26 protein-coding genes are annotated in these 23,079 nt (G+C 38.0%); 7 read left to right on the top strand and 19 right to left on the bottom strand.

Annotated elements, in window-relative coordinates; translation table 11 throughout:
- Positions 1–701 precede the first annotated feature (701 nt).
- The 5 genes from K3T81_RS15130 to K3T81_RS15110 all read right to left on the bottom strand — a co-directional run bounded on the left by K3T81_RS15130 (position 702) and on the right by K3T81_RS15110 (position 3,494).
- Complete coding sequence (locus K3T81_RS15130) at positions 702–977, bottom strand: YlbG family protein (RefSeq protein ID WP_042223881.1); 276 nt, start codon at positions 975–977, stop codon at positions 702–704.
- 47 nt (positions 978–1,024) lie between these two features.
- Complete coding sequence (locus tag K3T81_RS15125; protein ID WP_106896563.1) at positions 1,025–1,462, bottom strand: YlbF/YmcA family competence regulator; 438 nt, start codon at positions 1,460–1,462, stop codon at positions 1,025–1,027.
- A 53-nt stretch (positions 1,463–1,515) separates the two neighbouring features.
- On the bottom strand, positions 1,516–1,749 hold the full coding sequence (locus tag K3T81_RS15120; protein WP_106896562.1) for a YlbE-like family protein: 234 nt from the start codon (positions 1,747–1,749) through the stop codon (positions 1,516–1,518).
- Positions 1,750–1,761: 12 nt separating this feature from the next.
- The gene (gene ylbD / locus K3T81_RS15115; protein ID WP_420830844.1) at positions 1,762–2,178 is read right to left on the bottom strand and encodes a spore coat protein YlbD; all 417 of its coding nucleotides are present in this window, start codon (positions 2,176–2,178) and stop codon (positions 1,762–1,764) included.
- A 227-nt stretch (positions 2,179–2,405) separates the two neighbouring features.
- Complete coding sequence (locus tag K3T81_RS15110) at positions 2,406–3,494, bottom strand: CAP domain-containing protein (RefSeq protein ID WP_238020845.1); 1,089 nt, start codon at positions 3,492–3,494, stop codon at positions 2,406–2,408.
- 211 nt (positions 3,495–3,705) lie between these two features.
- On the opposite strand from K3T81_RS15110, the gene K3T81_RS15105 reads away from it, so the two are divergent.
- Both K3T81_RS15105 and ytvI read left to right on the top strand, forming a co-directional pair.
- Positions 3,706–4,071: a YugN family protein gene (locus K3T81_RS15105; protein ID WP_036573307.1), complete on the top strand. Its 366-nt coding sequence runs from the start codon at positions 3,706–3,708 to the stop codon at positions 4,069–4,071.
- Between the two features lie 338 nt (positions 4,072–4,409).
- On the top strand, positions 4,410–5,468 hold the full coding sequence (gene ytvI / locus K3T81_RS15100; RefSeq protein WP_238020843.1) for a sporulation integral membrane protein YtvI: 1,059 nt from the start codon (positions 4,410–4,412) through the stop codon (positions 5,466–5,468).
- A gap of 81 nt (positions 5,469–5,549) precedes the next feature.
- Here ytvI and K3T81_RS15095 read toward each other — a convergent pair whose 3' ends face one another.
- The 7 genes from K3T81_RS15095 to cyoE form a co-directional block, all read right to left on the bottom strand.
- Positions 5,550–6,005, bottom strand: coding sequence for a DUF420 domain-containing protein (locus K3T81_RS15095; protein WP_106896558.1), 456 nt, complete (start codon positions 6,003–6,005; stop codon positions 5,550–5,552).
- Between the two features lie 41 nt (positions 6,006–6,046).
- Positions 6,047–6,949 carry a cytochrome c oxidase assembly factor CtaG gene (gene ctaG / locus K3T81_RS15090; protein ID WP_238020836.1) on the bottom strand — a complete coding sequence of 301 codons (903 nt, stop codon included), beginning with the start codon at positions 6,947–6,949 and terminating at the stop codon, positions 6,047–6,049.
- Positions 6,950–7,195: 246 nt separating this feature from the next.
- On the bottom strand, positions 7,196–7,519 hold the full coding sequence (ctaF, locus tag K3T81_RS15085; protein WP_106896556.1) for a cytochrome c oxidase subunit IVB: 324 nt from the start codon (positions 7,517–7,519) through the stop codon (positions 7,196–7,198).
- A gap of 3 nt (positions 7,520–7,522) precedes the next feature.
- A complete protein-coding gene (locus K3T81_RS15080; RefSeq protein WP_106896555.1) occupies positions 7,523–8,146 on the bottom strand; it encodes a cytochrome (ubi)quinol oxidase subunit III in 624 nt (207 codons plus the stop codon).
- A 1-nt stretch (position 8,147) separates the two neighbouring features.
- The gene (gene ctaD, locus K3T81_RS15075; protein WP_238020833.1) at positions 8,148–10,001 is read right to left on the bottom strand and encodes a cytochrome c oxidase subunit I; all 1,854 of its coding nucleotides are present in this window, start codon (positions 9,999–10,001) and stop codon (positions 8,148–8,150) included.
- Positions 10,002–10,052: 51 nt separating this feature from the next.
- Complete coding sequence (gene coxB / locus K3T81_RS15070) at positions 10,053–11,105, bottom strand: cytochrome c oxidase subunit II (RefSeq protein ID WP_106896553.1); 1,053 nt, start codon at positions 11,103–11,105, stop codon at positions 10,053–10,055.
- 62 nt (positions 11,106–11,167) lie between these two features.
- Positions 11,168–12,109: a heme o synthase gene (gene cyoE / locus K3T81_RS15065; RefSeq protein WP_106896552.1), complete on the bottom strand. Its 942-nt coding sequence runs from the start codon at positions 12,107–12,109 to the stop codon at positions 11,168–11,170.
- A 497-nt stretch (positions 12,110–12,606) separates the two neighbouring features.
- Here cyoE and K3T81_RS15060 point away from each other — a divergent pair, with 497 nt between their 5' ends.
- Positions 12,607–13,554 (top strand): COX15/CtaA family protein, encoded by a 948-nt coding sequence (locus K3T81_RS15060; RefSeq protein ID WP_238020831.1) that lies wholly within the window; start codon positions 12,607–12,609, stop codon positions 13,552–13,554.
- A gap of 50 nt (positions 13,555–13,604) precedes the next feature.
- Here the strand turns inward: K3T81_RS15060 and pyc are convergent, their stop codons facing one another.
- The 3 genes from pyc to K3T81_RS15045 all read right to left on the bottom strand — a co-directional run bounded on the left by pyc (position 13,605) and on the right by K3T81_RS15045 (position 18,820).
- The gene (gene pyc, locus K3T81_RS15055; protein WP_106896550.1) at positions 13,605–17,048 is read right to left on the bottom strand and encodes a pyruvate carboxylase; all 3,444 of its coding nucleotides are present in this window, start codon (positions 17,046–17,048) and stop codon (positions 13,605–13,607) included.
- The gene (ftsW, locus tag K3T81_RS15050; RefSeq protein ID WP_106896549.1) at positions 17,027–18,235 is read right to left on the bottom strand and encodes a putative lipid II flippase FtsW; all 1,209 of its coding nucleotides are present in this window, start codon (positions 18,233–18,235) and stop codon (positions 17,027–17,029) included. Before ftsW ends, pyc begins: the two co-directional genes overlap by 22 nt.
- Positions 18,236–18,538: 303 nt before the next feature.
- Positions 18,539–18,820, bottom strand: coding sequence for an Fpa/YlaN family protein (locus K3T81_RS15045; protein WP_036573332.1), 282 nt, complete (start codon positions 18,818–18,820; stop codon positions 18,539–18,541).
- A gap of 157 nt (positions 18,821–18,977) precedes the next feature.
- Between K3T81_RS15045 and K3T81_RS15040 the strand changes: the two genes are divergently transcribed.
- Entirely contained in the window at positions 18,978–19,466 is a 489-nt protein-coding gene (locus tag K3T81_RS15040) for a hypothetical protein (RefSeq protein ID WP_106896548.1), read from the top strand.
- Between the two features lie 147 nt (positions 19,467–19,613).
- Complete coding sequence (locus tag K3T81_RS15035) at positions 19,614–20,207, top strand: YhcN/YlaJ family sporulation lipoprotein (RefSeq protein WP_106896547.1); 594 nt, start codon at positions 19,614–19,616, stop codon at positions 20,205–20,207.
- A 303-nt stretch (positions 20,208–20,510) separates the two neighbouring features.
- On the opposite strand, the gene K3T81_RS15030 is transcribed toward K3T81_RS15035, so the two are convergent.
- Positions 20,511–20,816 (bottom strand): hypothetical protein, encoded by a 306-nt coding sequence (locus K3T81_RS15030; RefSeq protein WP_106896546.1) that lies wholly within the window; start codon positions 20,814–20,816, stop codon positions 20,511–20,513.
- Between the two features lie 145 nt (positions 20,817–20,961).
- Between K3T81_RS15030 and K3T81_RS15025 the strand changes: the two genes are divergently transcribed.
- On the top strand, positions 20,962–21,165 hold the full coding sequence (locus K3T81_RS15025; RefSeq protein ID WP_036573340.1) for a YlaI family protein: 204 nt from the start codon (positions 20,962–20,964) through the stop codon (positions 21,163–21,165).
- 141 nt (positions 21,166–21,306) lie between these two features.
- Here K3T81_RS15025 and K3T81_RS15020 read toward each other — a convergent pair whose 3' ends face one another.
- Entirely contained in the window at positions 21,307–21,603 is a 297-nt protein-coding gene (locus tag K3T81_RS15020; protein WP_106896545.1) for a YlaH-like family protein, read from the bottom strand.
- A 163-nt stretch (positions 21,604–21,766) separates the two neighbouring features.
- On the opposite strand from K3T81_RS15020, the gene K3T81_RS15015 reads away from it, so the two are divergent.
- Positions 21,767–21,937: a DUF5325 family protein gene (locus tag K3T81_RS15015; protein WP_159033242.1), complete on the top strand. Its 171-nt coding sequence runs from the start codon at positions 21,767–21,769 to the stop codon at positions 21,935–21,937.
- Positions 21,938–21,953: 16 nt separating this feature from the next.
- On the opposite strand, the gene K3T81_RS15010 is transcribed toward K3T81_RS15015, so the two are convergent.
- Together K3T81_RS15010 and K3T81_RS15005 are read right to left on the bottom strand one after the other, a co-directional pair.
- Positions 21,954–22,763 carry an inositol monophosphatase family protein gene (locus tag K3T81_RS15010; RefSeq protein WP_238020830.1) on the bottom strand — a complete coding sequence of 270 codons (810 nt, stop codon included), beginning with the start codon at positions 22,761–22,763 and terminating at the stop codon, positions 21,954–21,956.
- A 91-nt stretch (positions 22,764–22,854) separates the two neighbouring features.
- On the bottom strand, positions 22,855–23,058 hold the full coding sequence (locus tag K3T81_RS15005) for a hypothetical protein (protein WP_106896543.1): 204 nt from the start codon (positions 23,056–23,058) through the stop codon (positions 22,855–22,857).
- Positions 23,059–23,079 lie beyond the last annotated feature (21 nt).

Raw genomic sequence — 23,079 nt, 5'->3', positions numbered from 1 at the left:
AATAGCATATTGAGACAGCTAATGGTTAGTTTGGTTGTTTCAAAACACGGAGAAGACTTACACTTCCCCATAAGTTCTTCCTCCGGTTTCTCCTCTCCCTTTGCCTTTTTGTTTTCTATGTAGAAAGCAACGAAGGGACCTGCAGATGAATATCTGCAGGTTTTTTTTATTGTCTAGGAAATTATAAAATTCGTAAGCTGTGGATAACAAAACAACTGAAGTAGCCACGTCCAGCTCCAGCACCCAGAAACTAGGCGACTTCACGAAATCTCCCTACGATAAAGAAGACTTGCCGACTGGTGAAGACCAGAGGCCTAGTCGCACTTATACCCGAGGGTGAAAAGAAGACTTGACGATTGGTGAAAACCAGAGGCCTAGTCGCCCTTATACCCGTAGGGTGAAAGTCATCATCGGTTCCTCAATTAAGGTCGGTCGACTAAAAACGTCCTTGCCGGCCAACGCCGACATACCCCTTTTGCAGGAGCATGATTCCTTTATCTCAGTTGATTCGCTCCACTCGCTACGTGGGCCCGGAGGATCCGGGTCATGCCGACGTTGCCTCAGGACGAGGCGAACTTGGTCGGCGTTCCTTAAAACGGGCGCTTGCGCTTTTGTTCTTGATTTTTAAAATAGAACATAAAAAGCTGAATAACCCTGTTACAAGTTATTCAGCAAAATGTATTGGCTTCTCGAGATGATGATTATATACCCATCTTATAATCATACTGTTTTGCCTTGTCTGGCTTAGCATTCTCATAATTTGTTTCCACAAATGGCTTATAAGATCTTTCCACTTTTGAAACATACGACAATTTATTAAGCTTATGTTCTACCTTTTCTAGCTCTTCTTGGTTCACATAAAGCACAGCATATTTAAGACGCTTGGATGCATATAGAAAATGACCGTAACGTTTAATATGCTTTAGGTTTTTCATATGTTGGAACCAGACAATAATACCCTGGCGCATCGTTCGCATAGCTAATTCCTCACCATCTTTGTATTTTCGAAAAAAGGATCATCTGTTTAAGATGCACAGCCACAACCGCCGCCACTACCGCAGCCACAGCCACTGTCTGACAATGCTCCACCATCTTTAGGGGCCTTAATTTGCTCGCTAACACTTAGTGCCACATGGCCACTAATCTCATCAAGCAATTTCTGAAGATTGCGTTCAGCTATTTTAAACGTAGCGACCTTTTCATTCATGTCCATCTCTCGCTTAACGGAACGCACCCTTTTCATAATATCGTTATAATCAGGATGGTATCTTCCGAATCGTTGTACATCCTCATAATGTACTTTTATATCTTTAAAAGCTTTTATAAGCCTTTGCGCTTCCTTGTCTTCATTTAATTCCTGCAGGGAGTTATTGTATGATTCCATAACATCGGAATCAAGTACCATTTTCCCCAACAGCTCTGATCGATCAAGAATATCAACATATTCTAAAGTAGCAATCATGCCTAAGCACCTCCACCCCCATTCTATCATTATATTTCATTCCTGAAAATATATTAATCCTTCATTGCGCCTGCAAATTGAAGCATCATGCCCACCATCTGCATCTGATTGCTAAATCTCTCTACTTTTTGTGGAATTGTTTTGCCATAAAATACTTTCGCTTCCTTCGGTAATTCACTTATACGGGAAGGATCCCTAGAAAGATATCTATACCAAACAGGGTTATATCGCACAAAGCGTGCTATCTGGGGATTTTCTTCAAGGTATAAAAGACATGTCTTATCCATTATTTCCTCTCCTTAATCTTTAAACCAGCCAAAACCATTCTTTCCTACAGGTTCAGATTTTGTATCAGACTGCTTAAACTGTCCTAGTAACTCTTGAACAACGGAAATAGTATTGTTGAATGAATCAATTTGTTTTTGTACTTTATTTAAATCCATATTCTCCGTCATTTTTATTAAATTGGAGAAAAGCTCTTTGTTCTTTTCAAATGACCCTTCACCCTCATCTTGCTCTTCCTTTTCCCACTCTGTTTCTGCCTCTTTATATTCATCCCATAGTGGATCATCTTCTCCAAGTAATGCCCATTGCTCATAGTATTCCTGCCATGATCTCCCACTTTTTCTGATTTTCTTGATCAGCGCTGGATGTTTGTTAATAAACGTTTTAAATTCAACTACAGAGGGATGCAGCTTATTGCTCAATCTATTCACCTCCAGCTATATAGTCATCTGTACTATATTTTATGTCCTTCTAGAGATACTGTGAAAGCGAAATTCAAATGATATCTATTTATAGTAGTTCAAGTAGGCCACTACATGGCTTCACTGATTATGTATCTTAAACTACTGCAAAAATGCCAAACGATTTTTTCTTCAGCTAATGGCATGAAAGTTATCGTCCAGCATTTTGAATTGCGTTTAATTGGATTCCTTCACGTCTATTCAGGACGTTGGAGAAAGTTTTGTGTGTAGTATAAACGATAGACCCCTACCCCAAGGTGGGTATAGGCATCATTTAATAAAGCTTCCCTATGCCCCTCACTATTCAACCATCCTAACATGGCAGAGGGTGCGTCAGGGTATTGTGCAGCAATGTTTTCACCAGCTGATGTATAATAAACTTCTTCAACGGCTAGTCTCTCTTTTAAACCGGAACCGTCCTGACTATAATGAGAAAAATAATTGTTTTCCGCCATATCCTTGCTGTGAGTAAAAGCCACTGAAGAGACCGAATTTTCTTCTTTCAAAACGGACCGGTCATGATTTGACCTCATTACATTTGTAATATCATAAATTTGCTTCTCCATTCCTGTTTCAATCTCTTCCCATTCCTCATTCGAAAAGGAAGGTTCATCAGGCAAATCACCTCGATACTCGAGACCATATGGTCGATGACGTAGCAATACCTCACCTGTTAGTATTCGTACTGAAGATAATTGATCAGTAAACGTGTCAAAATAGGCTTGCAGGAACAGATTGTCTGCTAATTTGATGAGCGGCCGTTTGCTTAAATCTTCCTCCTTCAATTGAAAGCGATAAGAAGAAATACCATTTTCATACGCAACCTCTGTTTCATAATCTAAATCCTTATCAAGCGTTTCTAACGCCTCCTTGACGTCTTGGCGAGATTGTCCAATCTTTAGGGGACCTATATCAATACCATCTCCCGTAGCAAAGACTGTCTGGATTGCGCCTTCCTCCACACCAAATTGTATATATTGATCCTTCTCGTCTGAATAAATCCACCACGTATAGTTGTACGCACTTTTATCTTTTCTTAATGGCTCACCAAGCTGTTCTGTTAAGTTTTCTGTATTTTCACCTATCCATTGAAACAGTGCCCCACCATTGGTAAGAACAGGCATTTCAGGCACCACCTTAGACTTAAGCAAACTTTCTCTACCTTTTGCAAAATTATCTTCTACGTCTTTTGTGCTCGTTTCCACTGATCTATCAGATTGTTCGATAAAATAGAATCCAATCATAGCGATTAATAATAGTGCTGCAATTATACGAACGAAGCGCATAGCGACCCCTCCTATCTTGTATATTACTATCTATATGAGAAAGAAATAGAAACCATTCTTGTTTCTCTATTATTTAACACGTTTTACATGAATAATCTATTCAAAAAAGCTACTTATTGAAAACGAAACCATTGTGATCAACATCCCTTGCAACTTATACCATTTCATATTATTATAGTTTAATGAGGACAAATATGTGAGGTGAACGAAATTGAGAATCGAAAATACTGGATTTGAAGACGTACTAATTGATTTAAAACCACTGGATCACTTAACTGCAAAACATGCTTTTGTACGTGCAGGCCAATGGGATTATGACCGTGTCACCTATGATTACAGAGTAGATTCCAAAGAAAAAAATGTTACATACTATATTCGCTTACAAGGGTATGCAACGGAAGGCGATGTAGATCGTGGTAATGCCGTAATCAAATTGATGACCCCACTGCTTGGGAAGCATTATTATCCACATGGTGTTGAATATGGTGAGAATGAAAATTTCCCAGAAAACCTAGTGGAACGCGCTAAAAGTATTGTGTTGAAAGTCAAAGAAGAATTAGATCAATATAAAAACTAATGTAAAAACCAACTACTGAATAATAGTAGTTGGTTTTTACCGATCTATACCAAATACATTGGAAAGTTAGAAAAGAATAAACCGTCCGTAATTTATTTTTACCCCGGTGCAACCGTCCGTAAGATTCCCATTTCAAAACATGAAGTGAAACCGTGAGATTTTAGTGGGAGTAAACGGACGCTAACACCCCGATTCGTTCTACTAACAATCAGTAGGAGAAGAACCAAAACCCCCTCTGATTGAAGTTTCATTTTAAATCTGTTCAAAATAACGAATTAGTGCTATATTTTTAATAACCATACATATTAAGCTGTATTGAAAGGAGCTATCGTATACCGTTGCTGCGAAATATTAAAAAACACCATTGGACATTAATTATTCTTGGAATTATTTTGGTAATTGCAATTATGTTTATTTTGCCAATCTCTATTCCATTAGTGGTTGCTTTTATTACAGCACTCATTTTAAACCCATTGGTTCGCTTATTTCAAAAGAGAATTAGACTTAGCAGAAAAGCTTCTGTTACAATTATCTTCTTGCTCTTTCTTCTAATAGCAGGAGTAGCTGGAACATTTATTGTAACAAAAGCAGTAACACAGGTCGTGAATTTTGCTGAGGACGTTCCATCCCACTTTAATAAACTAAACGAAATTTATAAAGATTGGGAAACGGATCTAGAGCAATACACAGACGACCTTCCTTCTGAATTTGTTAACCAAGTTTCAGACAGCATTGAACAGAACCTTGTTAACTTGAGTACTACTGCAAAAGAAAAGATTACCCTAGACAGAATTGCTCAGATCGTAGCACAAGTACCACAGTACTTAATCAGTCTTCTCGTATATCTGATTGCATTGTTCCTATTTATGCTTGAGCTCCCAATCTTAAAAGCAAAAACGTATAATTTAATGACAAAAGAGACCGCTGAAAAAGTATCCTTTATGAATAAACGACTTGCGAGCGTTATTCTTGGTTTCTTTAAAGCCCAGTTTCTTGTTAGTTTGCTTATTCTCGTAGGTTCCCTAATCGGTTTATTTATAATCGTACCGGAAGTAGCAATCGTGATGTCACTCATCATTTGGATTGTCGATATTATTCCTATAATCGGTTCCATAATCGTATTGGGCCCATGGGCATTGGTCATGCTACTTGCAGGAGATGTCTCAACTGGTATCCAATTATCTATTTTAGCTATCATACTGCTAGCGATCCGGAGAATCGTCGAACCGAAAGTAATGGGGCGACACATTGGTCTCTCACCATTAGCAACTTTAATTGCTATGTTTATTGGATTAAAGCTGTTGGGAATTCTCGGCTTTATAATTGGGCCATTACTTGTAATTGCTTTTAACTCAGCCAAAGAAGCAGGGATTATTAAGTGGAATATCAAAGTATAGTGTAAAAAGAAAAAGTGAGTCCAGTTAACTGGTACTCACTTTTTTATAGTCTGTTTTTATAATCATTTTCACAATAATAGATTAAGATCCTAATATCGCTTTTATCATACTGGTAGTTTCACCACTATCATAAAATATATAAAGCAATAAGTAGACCATCACACCGGTTATTGCTGTGAAAAACCAAATAATACTTGTAACCGGTCCAATTTTTCTATGCTTCTTTATTTTCCGTTTAAATGCAAGCGTTAGTGTTACGATCCCAAATATCGCTCCAGAAGTCGCCAGGAAAATATGAAAAATTAGAAACAGCGTATAATAAATTTCTAACTCCTCTGGACCACCAAAGCTTGAATTTCCAACAAAAACAGTCCGAGACGCATAAATGATAAAGAATATTAAGGCACTAATAGCAGCTGCAATCATGGTTTTCTTATGTGTTGCAGCTTTTCCCTTCACTATAAATCTCCAACCAAATGCCACTAAAATAGCACTTAATACGATGAAAAATGTACTTATTGTAGGTAAAAAAGGCATAATTCAAAATTCCTTTCCATAATTAACTCAAATAGTCAGTATTAATAGTTTTGTGTTTCCGCTGGAATAGGGTCCACTTTCAAACTTTCGGCATTAAACCAACCATAGAAGATTCGTGCAAGAATAACCCCATACGTAATTTCTTGCATAATTTTCATGATAATACCACCCAATTGCTGATCCTCTAATGGGCTCATATCGGAAAACATCTGAGGTCCTGACAGCTGTCCACTCAAACCCTGAATAACATCTCCAGGTACACAAAGTTGCATCGCCTGTATCCAAGCACCACCCTGGGTATATGTATCAAATAACGTATGATCAGCAAATATAATTAACACACAAGCTGGTGTAATCAGTACACTATTAGCAAAGATATAGCCAATTTTAACTAAGGGTCGTAACGATTTTGCTTCTTTTAATGGTGATAAAATTGGCCACCAGACGATAAATGCAGCTACCAAAATAGTAAGTGATATTGTGGTATGTGCGATTTGCGAAGTTTTAGCAAAATCAAACACGATTGGCATGTGATAAACAGAAAATAACGTGTTAAATAATAACAGCGAAATAATCGGTTTCGTCAGCAAATTGAGTACAGGACGCACCACTGGTAAATAAACAACTTTTCTCCAAATCCACGCAGGAATCCCTTTAATTAAGAGGATAGGAAACACTAAGTAATATATAGCCATTTGTGCCATATGTGCAGAAAGCATAATATGTGTTAATAAGTCGATCGGTGATCCTTTTACAATGTATAAAAGAGCCAAGGCAGTATAAACAAACACCTGTTGTTTTCTAGTTGGTTTGTCATGCCCACCAAACCTCTCACGGTAGGGCCCTGTTATGACAAAGTATGCAATAGCTAGTCCTAACACAAACAGGAAAAAGTAAGGACTCCATAATGCTCGGAAGCCAAATATTTGAAGTTCAAGCCACATCTTTACCCACTCCATAAAGTTAAGTTTATCCCTATCATTATAACGTATTATCTAGTAAGATACACGCTTATAATGTGACGATTTTAAAACGAAAGCCTTTATAAATCCACCACGTTATACAAAACAGAGGTCTTATTAATTAACCCCGTATTCTAGTGAGGTAGATCTTGTGGTACATTATAAGCTAAAAGAAAAGGCTGGGATTTCTCCCAGCCTTTAAATATTCATCCGCTGTAAAATTATAGCCTACCACCATACGATAACACTAAGTGCCGCAATGGTTAATAAAGCAGCAAATATACCACCGTAAATCATCATGGAAGGTAACTCATGTCCTTTGTCCTTCATATGCATAAAGTAATAAAACTGAAATGCAACCTGTACGACAGCTAGGATAAGTAGCAAGGGAACAACGAACATTTTGTCGATTGCATCCGTAGCTACGATTCCAAACGCTATGATTGTAAAACCAATCATCAGCGCAAAGGAGATAAGCTGTTTTTTCATTTCATCCTTACTCTTTTGTTTGCGAAAAGAATTAACCTTATTGGTATCGATGTTGTCAGCCATTGGTTAACCCACCTTTCCCATTAAGTATACAACAGTAAAAATAAATACCCAAACGACATCAATAAAGTGCCAGTATAAACTAAAGGTATAATACTTTGGTGCGTTGTATAAATTTAGTCCTCTTTTTGCATTTCGGACCATTAATACAATTAGCCAGCTAAGACCGAAAACTACGTGGCCTCCATGGAAACCAACTAACGTATAAAAAGCAGATCCAAACGCTGAGGAACGGAAAGTAAATTCATATTCGTGAATGTAATGATAAAATTCATATAGTTCGCAAGCAAGGAAGGCCATACCTAAAAGGGCAGTGATCCCCAACCATAGTTGCATTTTTTTGAAATTGTTATTTTTCATCTGGTACATCGCATAAACACTTGTCAAAGAACTTGTCAGTAACAACATCGTCATAACGAAGACAAGTTCTAGACCAAATAAATCCGTCGTTGCAGGCCCACCAGCTGTAGAATTTCTTAGGGCAAGATACGTACCAAATAAGCTAGCAAATAGGACAGTTTCTCCGCCTAGGAAAAACCATAACCCCAAAAATTTGTTCTTACCTTCCAGTGTAGCCTTTTCAGGTTCCTGTGGCATTGTTTCTGGATTTAAGGAATGATCATGACTCATATCAGTCAGCCTCCCTTTCGAGTTCTTCTTTGTGGATATGGAAGCCATGGTAATCTTTCAGAGATCTAATTAGCATACAAATTAATGCTGTTCCCATTCCAACGAATATTGCTGCCAACCACCCTTTATGGTCAACCTGATAGATAAAACCGAATCCTGCTATGAAAAATCCAAATGACATTATAAACGGTAAGATAGAAGCATCCGGCATATGAATATCGCCAAGAGGTTCTGCTGGGGTTATTTTACCCTTACCTTCCGTTTTTTCAATCCATAATGGATCTAGCCCACGAATAAGTGGAGTCTGTTTGAAATTGTAGAATGGTGGTGGAGATGGAATTGCCCACTCCAACGAACGACCATCCCAAGGATCGGCAGGTGCTTTTTCGCCCTTCACACTTGTATAAATAATGTTAATGACAAAAATCAATCCACCGACACCCATTAGAAAAGCACCAATGGTACTTACAAGGTTTCCTGTATCCAGTCCTTGGTCTTTTAGGAATACCCAATAACGACGAGGCATACCCATTAGTCCTAGAAAATGCTGAATAAAGAACGTTAAATGGAAACCGATAAAGAACAGCCAAAAAGATAATTTACCTAATGTTTCATTTAATATCTTACCAAAGATTTTTGGCCACCAGTAGTGCAACCCAGCAAGGATTCCAAATACTACCCCACCAACAATTACATAATGAAAGTGAGCTACCACGAAATAAGTATCATGGTACTGGTAGTCAGCTACTGCAGATGCAAGCATTACACCCGTCATACCACCAATAGTAAAGGATGGAATGAATGCAAGTGTCCAAAGCATTGCCGAATTAATAGTAATGCTTCCTCCCCACATTGTGCCTAGCCAGTTAAAGATTTTTATACCTGTTGGTACTGCAATCGCCATTGTAGCAATTGCGAAAATAGCGTTAGCAACAGGACCAAGCCCAACTGTAAACATGTGGTGGGCCCATACCATAAATCCTAAAAATGCGATTAGGATGGTAGCAAATACCATTGCCGTATAACCGAACAACCGCTTTTTTGAAAAAGTTGAGATTATATCACTGAAGATACCAAATGCAGGCAAAATCAGGATATATACTTCAGGGTGTCCAAAAATCCAAAATAGATGCTGCCAAATGACTGCGTTTCCTCCTAGCGTAACATCGAAGAAAGCCGCACCAAACATTCGGTCAAACATTAGTAGGAATAACCCTACTGTTAATGCTGGGAAAGCAAACAAGATTAATACACTTGTCACAAACGTAGTCCATGAAAATAACGGCATACGCATATATGTCATTCCTGGTGCTCTCATCGTTACAATCGTAACAAGGAAGTTAATACCACCTATTAAGGTTCCAGCACCGGAAATCTGCAGTCCCATTATGTAAAAATCAACACCATGTCCAGGTGATTGAATCGATAATGGTGCATACGAAGTCCAACCTGCATCAGGAGCTCCGCCTAAAAACCAACTGCAGTTAAGCAAGACTCCACCAAATAAGAATAACCAAAATCCCAATGAGTTTAAAAACGGAAATGCTACATCACGTGCCCCAATTTGCAAAGGCATGATGGCATTCATTAAACCTAGTAACAATGGCATGGCAGCAAGAAATATCATTGTTGTTCCATGCATTGTAATCATTTCATTATACAAGCCAGCAGTAAGGAAATCATTTTCCGGGCTTATTAATTGTATACGTATAAACAAAGCTTCAAGTCCGCCTAGCAGGAAAAAGAAACCACCAGCAAATAGATATAACTTTGCTATTTTCTTATGGTCAACTGTTGTTAGGTAATCCCACACGGCAGCAAGAAATCCTTTATTCTGAGCAGCTGCAATACTCAAATTATAAACCTCCCTTTTACATCTTCCATCCCGTATTTGTTCTGTATTCTTCTAGTTTCCTGCGCTTTCAGTGGTGATATCAGAAGGACTTAACTGCAGTAAATAAGCAGCAATTTGCTCTGCTTCTTCCTCTGAAACGTCAGGATAGTTACCAGTCATCTTATTCCCTGGTTTAACTGACTCAGGGTCCGTTATCCATTTAACTAGATTTTCTTCTGTTGGCTCAAGGTACCCTGCAATTTTGGTACGGTCACCGAAGTTTGTAAGGTTTGGTCCAGTTGCATTTGGAGAAGATCCAATAGCATGGCAAGCCACACAGCTTTTCTCTTCAAATAATGCTTTTCCATCTTGAGCTACTGCATCTTCTGGATTAGCCTCAGGATCAACACTTTGCATGTCAGAAATCCACTGATCGTATTCCTCTGGACTAACTGCTATTACTTTGAAGTCCATAAGTGAGTGAGAAGGGCCGCATAGTTCAGCACATTTCCCCCAATAAACGCCTTCTTCATGTGCTTCAAGATACATTGTGTTTACGTTCTCAGGGTTAACATCCATTTTTCCAGATATACTTGGAACCCAGAATGAATGAATAACATCTGAAGATTTCATGTTTAAATAAACTCTTTCGCCAGTAGGAATGTATAAATCCTGGCTTGTTTGCACTTCATCACCTTGATAATTAAAGTGCCACCAGTATTGGTTCCCGGTTACTTCTACATTGATGCCATCTTGTGCCTCTGATTTATCAGCTAGGTCAAAAGTTGCCACTACTGTGGGCACGGCTAAGATTAGCACTAGAATAATTGGAATTACTGTCCAAACAGTTTCCAGTGTTTTATTTCCTTCAACCTGTTTTGGAATGAAATTCTCCTGCCCCTTCTTTTTACGAAAGCGAACCAATGTAATGACATAAACGAGTAATACAATAGCTAAAACAAACGCCATGATAATTATCGAAAGAATAATTAGATTCATGGATGACTCAGCGCCATACCCTTTTGGTTCGAAAGCCGTTAGATTCTCTTTCCCGCAGCCAGCAAGAAGCAATGCCAGCATACCGAAAAGAAATAAAGGTTTTCTTTTTCCCATCCAACCTATCATTTATTTATACCTCTCTTTCCTCTTGTTGTTTCCTTATATATGTTTATTATAAAGGACAATAACTAACTAAACGGTGAATCAATGGTTACCAATACCATAACAAGGCATAGAATTGTCAAATAATTTAACGAATAAATAAATATCATATTTGCCCATTTAAGATCATTCTTCATAAAGAAACCTCTTATTGCGAGCACAAGCCAACCAATATTTAGAATGGTAGCTACTACAATAAATACAGTTCCTAATTCAGCCAAGTAAAAAGGGAGTGGTAATAAGCAGGCAATATAAATTGCAATTTGCCGTTTAGTGATCTCAAAACCTCTTACGACCGGTAACATCGGAATACCGGCTTCTTTGTATTCTTTGCATTTTTTCATAGCTAATGCAAGAAAGTGTGGTGTTTGCCAAATAAACATGATAATGAAAAAGCCAAATGGCACGACATGGAAACTTGGATCTACTGCTGCCCAACCAATTAACGGCGGTGCGGCTCCTGAGAAGCTGCCAATAGCAGTGTTTAGTGTGTACCTTCTTTTTGACCATATTGTATATAACACTACATACGTAAACCAACCCATGAAGGCAAATAAGACTGCCTCTAGTGTGGTGAACATTAACAAACTAAATCCTACAACTGAGAATATTATTCCTAGTGCTAATGCTATATTTAAAGATATGTTTCCGGTTACGGTAGGTCTCGTTTTTGTACGAGCCATTTTGGGGTCAATATCTACATCATACCAGTTATTTAGTATGCAACCACCGGCAATTACAAGTGTGCTTCCAATTATCGTTAGTAGGAAAACATCCCATTTTGCCATAAAAGGGGTGTTTGTAAAATAAAGGGCTAACCAAAACCCAGTGAATACAGTGATTAAGTTTGAATTAACAATTCCTACTTTAACTAGTGCCTTTACATCAGCAAATGTAACATGGCTTTTTTTATTAGATACACTTAATGTGGCTACTTCTGGTGAAGATGTTGTCTCTATTTTATCCATTTTGTCTCCCCCCTTCATATTCCAGTTAGATGGCACTTTATAGCCATTCACTCTTTCTATCAGAGTTCTTAAATTGTAATAGACCATTATTTTTATTGTATCATGGAATGGTATAACAATCTAATAACTTCAACATTATTTTACAGTTAACAGGGTATAATTTATGTGACAATTTTATGAAACTTGTGAGAAGGCTTTCAAAAGATTACCTTTTCAAATCATTGTGAAGTTGGCTACCTATTAGCTGTTTATCACGTTAAACTATGTATATGTAAGAAAATCATCTAGTTTATTTCTAGCAAACAACGAACAACAATGCAAGGTTTTTTATTAATCCTAAGTGAAAAAACAGTCTATTCATGGTACGATAGCTATTGTGTCCGGCACCTTTTTACCTTTTTACTCCTATAGTCATTATGTCGGATTGAATTCAGGAACAATTTTCTACATATATAACAAAACTATAACTATTTTCCATAATGAAGTGGGGTTGAAAGATGATTAAAACATTAAAAAGCTTATCCCTTATAGCTACGATTGGAATGCTGCTTATCCTTCTAGGTGGTGCACTTGTAACGAAAACAGATTCTGGTGATGGATGCGGAAAGAGCTGGCCTTTATGTGAGGGTCAATTTATTCCCACCAACATTTCCTTTGAACTCGTCATTGAATTAAGCCATAGAATGGTATCAGGAATTGTTGGGATCGCTGTCGTGTTGTTAGCTGTGCTCTCATGGAAACATTTAGGGAACATAAGAGAAGTAAAGTTTCTGTCTGCTATGTCTGTTTTTTTCCTTATTTTACAAGCGTTGATCGGTGCCGCTGCAGTTATGTGGGGCCAGTCTGACTTTGCTTTGGCTGCCCATTTCGGAATTTCACTTGTCTCATTCGCTTCTGTATTCCTTTTGACGCTTCTCATCTTTGAAATTGATAAGAAATTTGATGCTAGGTCATTATTTATTAAAAAGAAGCACCGTATTGAATTTTACCTACTCACTGTGTACACTATCTGTGTTGTTTATACAGGTGCACTCGTTCGCCATACGGAAGCAAACTTGGTCTGCGGGAGTTGGCCCTTCTGTACAAATGCTTCACCATTTGCTTTTAATTTATACAGTACAGAGCAATGGATTCAAATGGGCCATCGACTTGCCGCGGGTTTATTATTCCTTTGGACCTTAACGCTCACCATTCGCATGATTCGTCACTACAGGGATAAAAAGGTGATGTTCTGGGGATGGATCGCCGCCTTTTCACTTATTTCCTTACAAGTGTTTACTGGCGCTATGATAATTTTTACTGTATTAAATTTAGGAATTGCACTTCTCCACGCACTCATCATATCGTGTTTCTTCGGAATGATAAGTTATTTTGTACTACAAGCAACTAGAAGTGCAAAGTATGAAAAAGAACAAGCCAATACTTCCACAAAGAAAACCATGTAAAAAGTGCGGCAGAATCCAATCGGATCTTTGCCGCACTTTTATATGCATATCTATTCAAACTCTATTAACAGATCATCTACCGCAATTGGATCCCCACTTGAAACATAAACTTTTTTGACTACTCCATCAAATGGAGCCTGAACAGTTGTTTCCATCTTCATTGCCTCTGTAAGTAGGAGATGATCCCCTTTTTCCACTTTATCTCCATTACTCACCATAGCTTCAATCACTGTTCCCGGCATTGTGGCGCCTAATTGTTTGTCGTTACTTTTATCTGTCTTTGGCTTTACAGCTAATTTTGATTTAATGTTTTCATCCTTGACGACAATTTCCCTTGCTTGTCCGTTTAACTCAAAATAGACAACGCGTGTGCCATCTTCTTGCGCTTCTGAAATCGATACTAACTTGACAATTAACGTTTTCCCCTGCTCTATCTCTACCTCGATTTCTTCTCCAAGATTCATACCATAGAAGAAAGTCGGCGTATTGAGGACAGACATGTTACCGTATTTTTCATAGAAAGTATAATAATCCATAAATACTTTCGGGTACAACGCATAGGAAATCATATCAAAGCTGGTAACCTGTCTTCCCAGTTTATTAAACAACTCCTCTTTAAGTTTTGAGAAGTCAACTGGTTCAAGCAATTCGCCTGGACGAACTTCAATTGCTTTTCTACCCTTTAAAATAATATCTTGCAATTTTTTAGGAAAGCCTTGGTATGGTTGCCCAATATCACCTTTGGCAAACTCGATAACAGATTCAGGGAAATCAATGGATTCACCACGTTCATATATTTCCTCTTCGGTTAGATTGTTCTGCACCATAAATAATGCCATATCGCCAATTACCTTTGAGGAAGGTGTCACTTTCACTACATCTCCGAACATATCATTTACCTGTCTAAACATCGTTTTCACTTCATTCCAACGATCTTCCAAGCCAACCGCCTTTGCCTGTTGCTTTAAGTTACTATATTGTCCTCCAGGCATTTCGTGCTCATAAATTTCTGTATGTGGTGATTTCATTCCACTTTCGAAATCCTGGTAGAAATCTCTGATACCTTCCCAATACTGGGACAATGATTCATATGCTTCGATATCCAAATTCGGCTGTCTGCTCGTCCCTTCCAATGCGTGATAGAGAGACTGAGCACTCGGCTGCGATGTCAATCCAGCCATTGAACCTGCTGCCACGTCTACTGCATCTACCCCAGCTTCTATTGCCCTAGCATACATAAATGTTCCATTCCCACTCGTATCATGTGTATGAAGGTGGATAGGTAGGTCGACGCTTTCCTTCAACGTTGAAATAAGTTGATAAGCAGCTTCAGGTTTTAGGAGACCAGCCATATCTTTAATTCCGAGTATATGTGCACCTGCGCTCTCAAGCTCTTTTGCCAGATTTTTATAATAGGTTAGGTCATATTTCGAACGGCCTTTATCAAGAATATTCCCTGTATAACACATGGCCGCCTCGGCAATTTTATCTGTCTCTCGCACTGCTTCAATAGCCGGCTTCATCCCTTCTACCCAGTTCAGGCTGTCGAAGACACGAAAAACATCAATACCAGCGTTAGCACTTTTAGCTACGAATTCATTTATAAGGTTGTCGGGGTAATTTTTGTACCCAACTGCATTACTTGCACGAAGAAGCATTTGAAATAATAGATTAGGCATCTTCTCACGCAGCTTTAAAAGTCGATCCCATGGGTCTTCTTTAAGAAATCGGTAAGAAACATCAAATGTCGCTCCCCCCCACATTTCCACAGAAAATAAATTCGGAAGTAATGCAGCAGTTGGTTCAGCAATCTGCAACAGATCCTTCGTTCTCACCCTTGTAGCGAGTAAGGACTGATGTGCATCTCGGAATGTTGTATCTGTCAACAATACTTCTTTTTGCTCTTTCATCCATTTTGCAAGTCCTTCTGGTCCTTGTTCATCTAAAATTTGCTTTGTCCCTTTTCCAGTAGATGCTTGACTGTATCCTTTAGGTATTACTAATTCAGAGAAGTTTGGTTTCTCTTTTTTCTGCATTCCTTCTATACCGTTGACTGTTGTATGACCAATATAGCTAAGCATCTTTGTTCCACGGTCCTTACGCTTAGGGAATACAAACAGCCCAGGTGTTTCATCAATAAAGGTAGTATTGTACTCCCCAGAAAGAAAGTTGGGATGTTGTATAACATTTTCAAGAAATGGGATATTTGTCTTTATTCCGCGTATCCTAAATTCTTTCAAATTTCTGACCATTTTGAGTGCAGCTTGGTCAAAAGTTAGAGCCCAAGTCGAGACTTTAACTAATAACGAATCATAATGTGGCGATATAACCGCCCCTTGGAAACCATTCCCTGCGTCGAGTCTTACGCCAAATCCTCCACCAGTTCTGTACGCCATAATTTTCCCAGTATCTGGCATGAAATTATTCAGTGGGTCCTCTGTTGTTACACGCGACTGAATTGCATAGCCGTTTGTCTTAATTTCTTCCTGAGCCGGGATCCCGATATCTGATTCATGTAAGTTCTTTCCTTCAGCTACTTTGATTTGTGTTTGTACAATATCGAAGCCAGTTATTAATTCAGTAATGGTGTGCTCTACCTGTACTCGCGGATTAACCTCTATAAAGTAATATGCGTTGTTAGTAACAAGAAATTCTACTGTTCCTGCATTAACATAGTCCACATTTTTGGATAGTTTAACAGCAGCTTCGCATATTTCCAGTCTAATTTCTTCAGTTAGGGACGTACTTGGCGCTACCTCTACTACTTTCTGATGTCTCCGCTGTACAGAACAATCTCTTTCATAAAGATGGACAATATTACCGTGTTGGTCACCAATTATTTGAACTTCAATATGTTTCGGGTTTTCTATCAATTTCTCAACATAGATTTCATCATTTCCAAATGCTGCCTTCGCTTCTGACTTAGCTCTGTCATACGCTTCATGTAATTCTTGATTATTACGAACAATCCGCATACCACGTCCGCCACCACCTAGCGAGGCTTTAATGATAATAGGATAACCATGTTCTTTTACAAAAGCTTCCACATCATCAAGTGAATTTACTGGGCCATCACTACCTGGAATTACTGGTAATCCGGCTTGTATAGCCTGTGTACGTGCCCTCACTTTATCTCCAAACATTTCTAAATGTTTGCTGGTAGGACCAATAAATATAATTCCTTCTTCTTCACAGCGCTTTGCAAACTTAATATTTTCTGATAAAAATCCATAACCCGGATGTATGGCATCTACCCCTACCTCTTTTGCCAGGTCAATAATACCTTCAATATCTAAATAAGCATCAATTGGTTTTTTTCCTTCACCAATCAGATAAGCTTCATCCGCTTTAAAACGGTGATAAGCACTTGTGTCTTCTTTCGAATATATAGCAACCGTTCGAATATTTAACTCCGTACAGGCTCGGAAGACACGTATTGCGATTTCCCCTCTGTTTGCGACTAATACTTTGTTTATCTGGTTTGATTCTGCCATTTTCTTCCTCCTCCAGTAAAATGAGATGAATTTCTTTTGCCAGTAGAGTGATCATGTGCTTGATTGTGATTAACATCTTGCTGTTCTTGTTGTTTTACTTTTTTAGCAATATTATTTAAAATCCCCATCGAAATCATTAGAACCAACAGAGATGAACCACCATAACTAATAAATGGTAATGTCACACCAGTAATCGGAAGAATTCCACTAATAGAGCCTAAATTAATAAAGGCTTGAATACCTACCATGGAAGAAACCCCCAAAGCGAGAAGTGCTCCAAAGCTATCTCGACATTTACGAGAGATAAAAATGCCACGGAGTACAATTAAGGCAAGCATTCCAATAACAATTAGTACACCAATAAACCCAAGTTCTTCTGCAACAATAGCCATAATAAAGTCTGTGTGTGCCTCCATTAAGTACCCAAGTTTCTGGACACTCTGCCCAAGACCTTCCCCTGTTAAACCACCAACCCCTATGGCTAGATAGGATTGAATGAGATGGTAACCGTCAGTATCGGGTGTTTCAAAGGGTTGGTATGCTCCAGTAAATCGCGTTATTCTTTCATCTGTCACCATATAAGGCAACGCAAGGAGAATGATCCCTACACCCACAACTGTTAATAGCATTAAATGTTTATAGCGAATACCGGAACTAAAAATAATTGTGCTTACGATTATAAAAATAATCGAAGCAGTTCCTATATCTGGTTGCATTACAATGAACCCTAAGATGATACAGGTTAAAATCAGTGGGGGGAGGACACCCTTGCTAAAGTCATTAATATATTCCTGCTTTTTGGAATAGACAGAAGCAAGATACATAATTAATCCCAATTTAGCAAACTCAGCAGGTTGCAGGTTAATAAACCCAAGAGAGAGCCACGATCTAGCATTATTTCGAACATCTCCAAATAGAAGCACGGCTAATAATAAACCGATAATAACTAGTACAATAGGCTTCATAAGCTTATGGTAATATTTATATGGAAAAATACTACAGAAAATAAACCCGACAAGCCCCAAACTGAACCACTGTAACTGACGGAATAAGTAATATGTACTTTCATGACCCTCTACTACTGCGGTGACCATACTTGCACTATAAATCATGACCACGCCAAAAGCAGCTAATAGTAATGGTGTAATAATTAAAATAAAATCGTAATCTCTAAGTCTATGTAACATCTTGCTTCTCCCCAATATAAGGTAATGAACGCCATCGAATATTCTATCATTATAACATAATTTAAAAGTAAAGAACCATTTCAAGGGAATTGGGTAATCTAGTATAACTACAATAGATTCTAATATATTCCCATTTTGCTCAATTTTTATGCTACCAATTTAATAATAGAAAGCCTCGTTATACTCTTATAATTAAAATGGATCGCTTAGCTAGCAAAACGGTTGCTTAAAAAGTACAAAAAAACCTTGCCGGTAAACACGCAGGCAAAGTTTTATAAGTGCTCTAACGACAAAACCCTGATATTACACAGAGTTTTGTGCAGCTTCATGCAGTATATTAAGCTGCCTCTCTAGATTTTCGAGAAGTGCTTTACCTTCATCCTCGCTGATTAAGTTCAAACGCACAGCAAAATCGATCTCCCTGGAAAGTCCGAACATTTGGGTATCAAGGACTTCCTCATATAAAGGGCACTGTGGCATTGTTAGATTTTCTATTTGAACTTCTATTAGTCGCAAAATTTTATCAGCATCAGCCTTAAGAAGGGCATAGGCTTTTTCACGATGATTAACAGTCACCTCAGGCATCAAATATATCCCCTCCACTAAAAGACTTTCTTCTATATTATATTATCGTTACACCCGAAAAAATGCAAATAAAATTATATAATTTTAAACTAATAAAGTGAAATTCTTTTTTATCTCTGCTATCCTTATACAAGATACATATAAAGAGGTGAAAATAATGATTGTACCAATCAGTGGAAACGTTACCTATTCGATAACATTAGATCCTACAGTCTGGATATTTGATGATCGTAAAGTATTACTTGAGGAAGCATTTAATAAAAAGCAGGAAATACAGGAAAATGATAACGAGCTTGAAAGAGCTTCTAAGCGATGGGACAGGGAAGTCTATCAACAAAATATTAAGCCCCCTGTGAATGCAAGCATAAAAAAGTTTGAACGCGAAAAAATATTAACAAACTCTTATGTCATGCCGCTTGAAGACTTTATTGCAAACGCAGAAGCGAAACAATCAGCAGAAAGCGCTATTTTGCTAGCCGGAGATAAAGAGATTAAAATCTCTCTTGATGCACTTAAAGATAGTTATTTCTTATTTGCCGTTGACGGAAAACCATTAAAAGAAGACGGCCCCGTCCATTTATATTTTAAAGATGGTTCAAATCGCGAAGATCCAATTAAACATATTTCTAAAATTGTGATTGAATAATACAGTTTCATCCCTTCCCTTCCTTTCGGGAGTGTCTCTCATCTAAATACGATAATCAATTAATTTATATACAACGGAAATTTCCGTTGTATATTTTTTTGGATTGCAAGCAAAATAACGGTATGAGAACTATGAGGAGGAGTTAAGTTGAAGCTACCGTTTGTTCTTCTCGTATTGGGAAGTTTATTATTCACCTTCGGATGTCAGCAGACGGAAGAAGAGCCGCTTGCCTCAGAGGACGACAGCAATCGTTATATTCAAGTAAAAGATTCTGATCCCGCAGAGCAAAAGAATTTAAATAATAGCCAAATTGCAACCCATCTGGCTAAGATTGCAAGTGATGTACCAAATGTAAACGATGCTGCCTCTGTTGTTGCAGGACCCTATGCCGTTGTGGGAATTGATGTGGATAAAGATTTAGACCGTTCACGTGTCGGCACAATAAAATATTCCGTGTTAGAGGCCCTTTATCATGATCCATACGGTAAATCAGCCATCGTCGTAGCAGACGCTGACATAACTGAACGGATTCGTGGGATGGGAAACAAGATACAACAAGGTCACCCAGTACATGGAGTTGTAGATGAACTAGCAGCTATAGTGGGTAGATATATGCCAGACTTCCCAATTAACGATCATCAGCCACAAGAACCAGATCAGAATAAGGAAATTATCCCTAAAGAGGATAAACAAAAGCTTGAAGAAATAGAAGGAGAACAATCAAATCACCAAAATGAATAGTCGACAAGACACGTCTCCCTATAAAGTGAAACTTCAATCAGTGGGGGTTTTCATTCTTCCCCCACTAATTGTTAGTTGAACGAATCGGCATGTTAGTCCGTTTACTCCTACTTAAACATCTTCGTTTTACTTTATGTTTTGAAGTGGGAGTCTTACGGACGGTTGCATCGCGATAAACTGCTACGCTTTAATATCGGCATAAGCCTGGTTGATATGAAAAACGCCGGACGAAATCGAATACCATCCTAGATGATTCGAATAATCGCCCGGCGTTTGCTTTACCAAAACTCTTTTGTTTCAGCATTATTTTTGCTGATTTTCTATCTCGTTGTTGTTTTTATGCTCATTGTAGTATTGGACTCCAAATTGTGATCCTTCAGAAACCATTTTTGCATTTTCAAATTGTGCTAAATCTTTATTACCAGATTGGTCTGGAGCTCCAGCATCTTCAAATGTTTCATCATTACTTCCCATTCCTAGTTTTCCAGGAACTTTACGTACACCTTGTTTTAACTTTTCCCTGTTAGACTTATCCTTAAGAAAATAACTCGCAGTTAAACTAATTGCACCAACAGCTCCTGCAGTCGATAGCATGGTACGCTTTTTCATAAAATCACCTCTACGTTTTTATTTCTACATACCGTTTTCCCTACTTAGTATTATACAAAACATCCTCCCTATTCTTCTTCGTAATTGTCGGAATATGTTATACTATAAGGAAATGCATCATGACTTTAAGTTAGAGGTGATATACATGCAGGTAAAATGCGCTATATGTGATCAGGTAGAAGATATAGAAGATAATTCGCTTCAAGCCAAAAGGCTAAGAAACCGCCGTATCCATATGTATCTATGCGCCCCCTGTCACGAAAGGATTGGCAATAACACAAAGAAACGACTTGCAACTGGGCAATTTAGATTAAACGAAGAAAAACAGCGATCAGATGATTTCATCTAAGTAACCAGTATTAGAAAAATGCTAATACTTTTCTTACTAAAACAGCGTTGCTAAACAACATTGAATAGGAAACCAAAAATAAAAGCCAAACGGACGAGTCTTGTCATTACAATTCGACTCCGTTTGGCTTTTTATTCTTTTTCATGCATTTCGCTCGCGATGTAACCGATATCGGTAAATACCCAGCACTAGTGATACAACGATAAGGCTTTCCGTAATGGGCAATTTTAGAATACTAAAGATCGTTAATACGTAAACCCCAACCGCAAGCATAAGATAGACAAAAATCGTTTGTAGGAGTGGTAATTTCCTAGCAAATCCAAGTTTGAATGCAATCGCACTAAAAATTAAGTTTAACAAGTAAAATGTAAAGTAAATATGATCTGCACCAAAATATTCTATGTACGTATCAAATAATATACTGAAGCTTGTCTCCATTTCTAAATCCCCCGTTAATCCCGTAAAATAGCATTTATCAAATCTATTCTATCATACAAGATCCTATCCATACATGCCAATGTGGAGAAAAGTTATCCAAATAGGTTTTGAAACAAATACTTTTATCGTTTATACTATTGGAGGATAGAATAGAGGTGGAGTTATGAAAACGGTTAATTTTCCTATGTTATTACTTGCCTGTCTTGTGATCCTCATGTTTGTAGGATGCGGCGTGGCGATTGCTTTAAGAAATGTTTGGCTTATTGTGTTATTCATCTTATTAGGTTTTGCACTTATGGGATTTGGAATATCTCTAAAACGAAGAAAAAAGTGATATCCCTAGTTGGACATCACTTTTTTCCTTTTATTAAGAAATCGTTGAGAATCTCTTTTTGTACACATCGATTGCTTGTGAAGACGGAATTTTTTGTTAGCATATTAACAGGCTTTCCATCAGCGGTAGTGGTTACCCCACCGACTTCTTCCAAAATCACCATACCTGCGGCAATATCCCACGGAGCAAGACTCATTGTTAAATAGCCATCAATTATTCCTTCTGCAGTATACGCAAATTCCAGTGCCGCAGATCCATATGTACGTGTCCCGCGGACTGTTTTGACTAACCTTTGCATTTCTTTTTCATTAACCAGGCGATTCTCACATAACCAGAAATGATTGAGGCTAAGAATTGCCTCTTTTAAAGGAATATCTGTCTTTAATGCCGGAATTTCTTGGCCGTTTTTGTATGCCCCTTTTGTTCGTTGTGCACTGTATAATACATCACCCATAACATCGTAAATCAAGCCAATTTCTCCAATTCCATCGTGATAAATACCAATTGAAATTGCAAAATTTCTCTTCTGATGGACGAAATTCATTGTGCCATCAATTGGGTCAATGATCCATATAGTGCCATCCATTGTGGAGAGTTCATCGCCAAACCCTTCTTCACTTAAAATAAAATGTTCAGGAAAGGTTTCTCTTATTTTACCTGCAAAAAACGCTTCCGTGTCTTTATCCATCGTGGTTACTAAATCATTTGGATTTGATTTTGTATCAATTGTCAATGGGTCGTTTATTTTAGTTCGAATGGTGCTTCCTGCTTCCAACACCCATTCTTTTGCTTGTCGAAATAACGTTTCGCGTACATTTGCGTTCATTGGGCTACCTCCACTCAATTTTAAACTATATACTAATAGTATCAAATTAAGAAGAGTGCGTCATTAGAAACGGAAATATCTCACTTTGGGATTAACTAACGTCTTCATCGTTTTCTATTTGGATTAATTGCTTTCTTAATTGTTCAAGTTTTTCCTTAGCCTTAATTACTTCCACCGTGTCCTCTGCTTGTAGTGCATCATAAAGTGATACTAATTCGTAATCAATTTCCATGCGGATTACAGGGAGCTTTTCCTGCGCTTCTTTACGACGTAAGGCCTCCATTACATATTTCACTTCTTCCACAACCTTTCAGAT

The sequence above is a fragment of the Oceanobacillus jordanicus genome (assembly GCF_022095695.1).
In the GTDB taxonomy this organism is placed as follows: domain Bacteria; phylum Bacillota; class Bacilli; order Bacillales; family Amphibacillaceae; genus Oceanobacillus_B; species Oceanobacillus_B jordanicus.
This window is presented reverse-complemented; position numbering and strand designations above follow the sequence as displayed.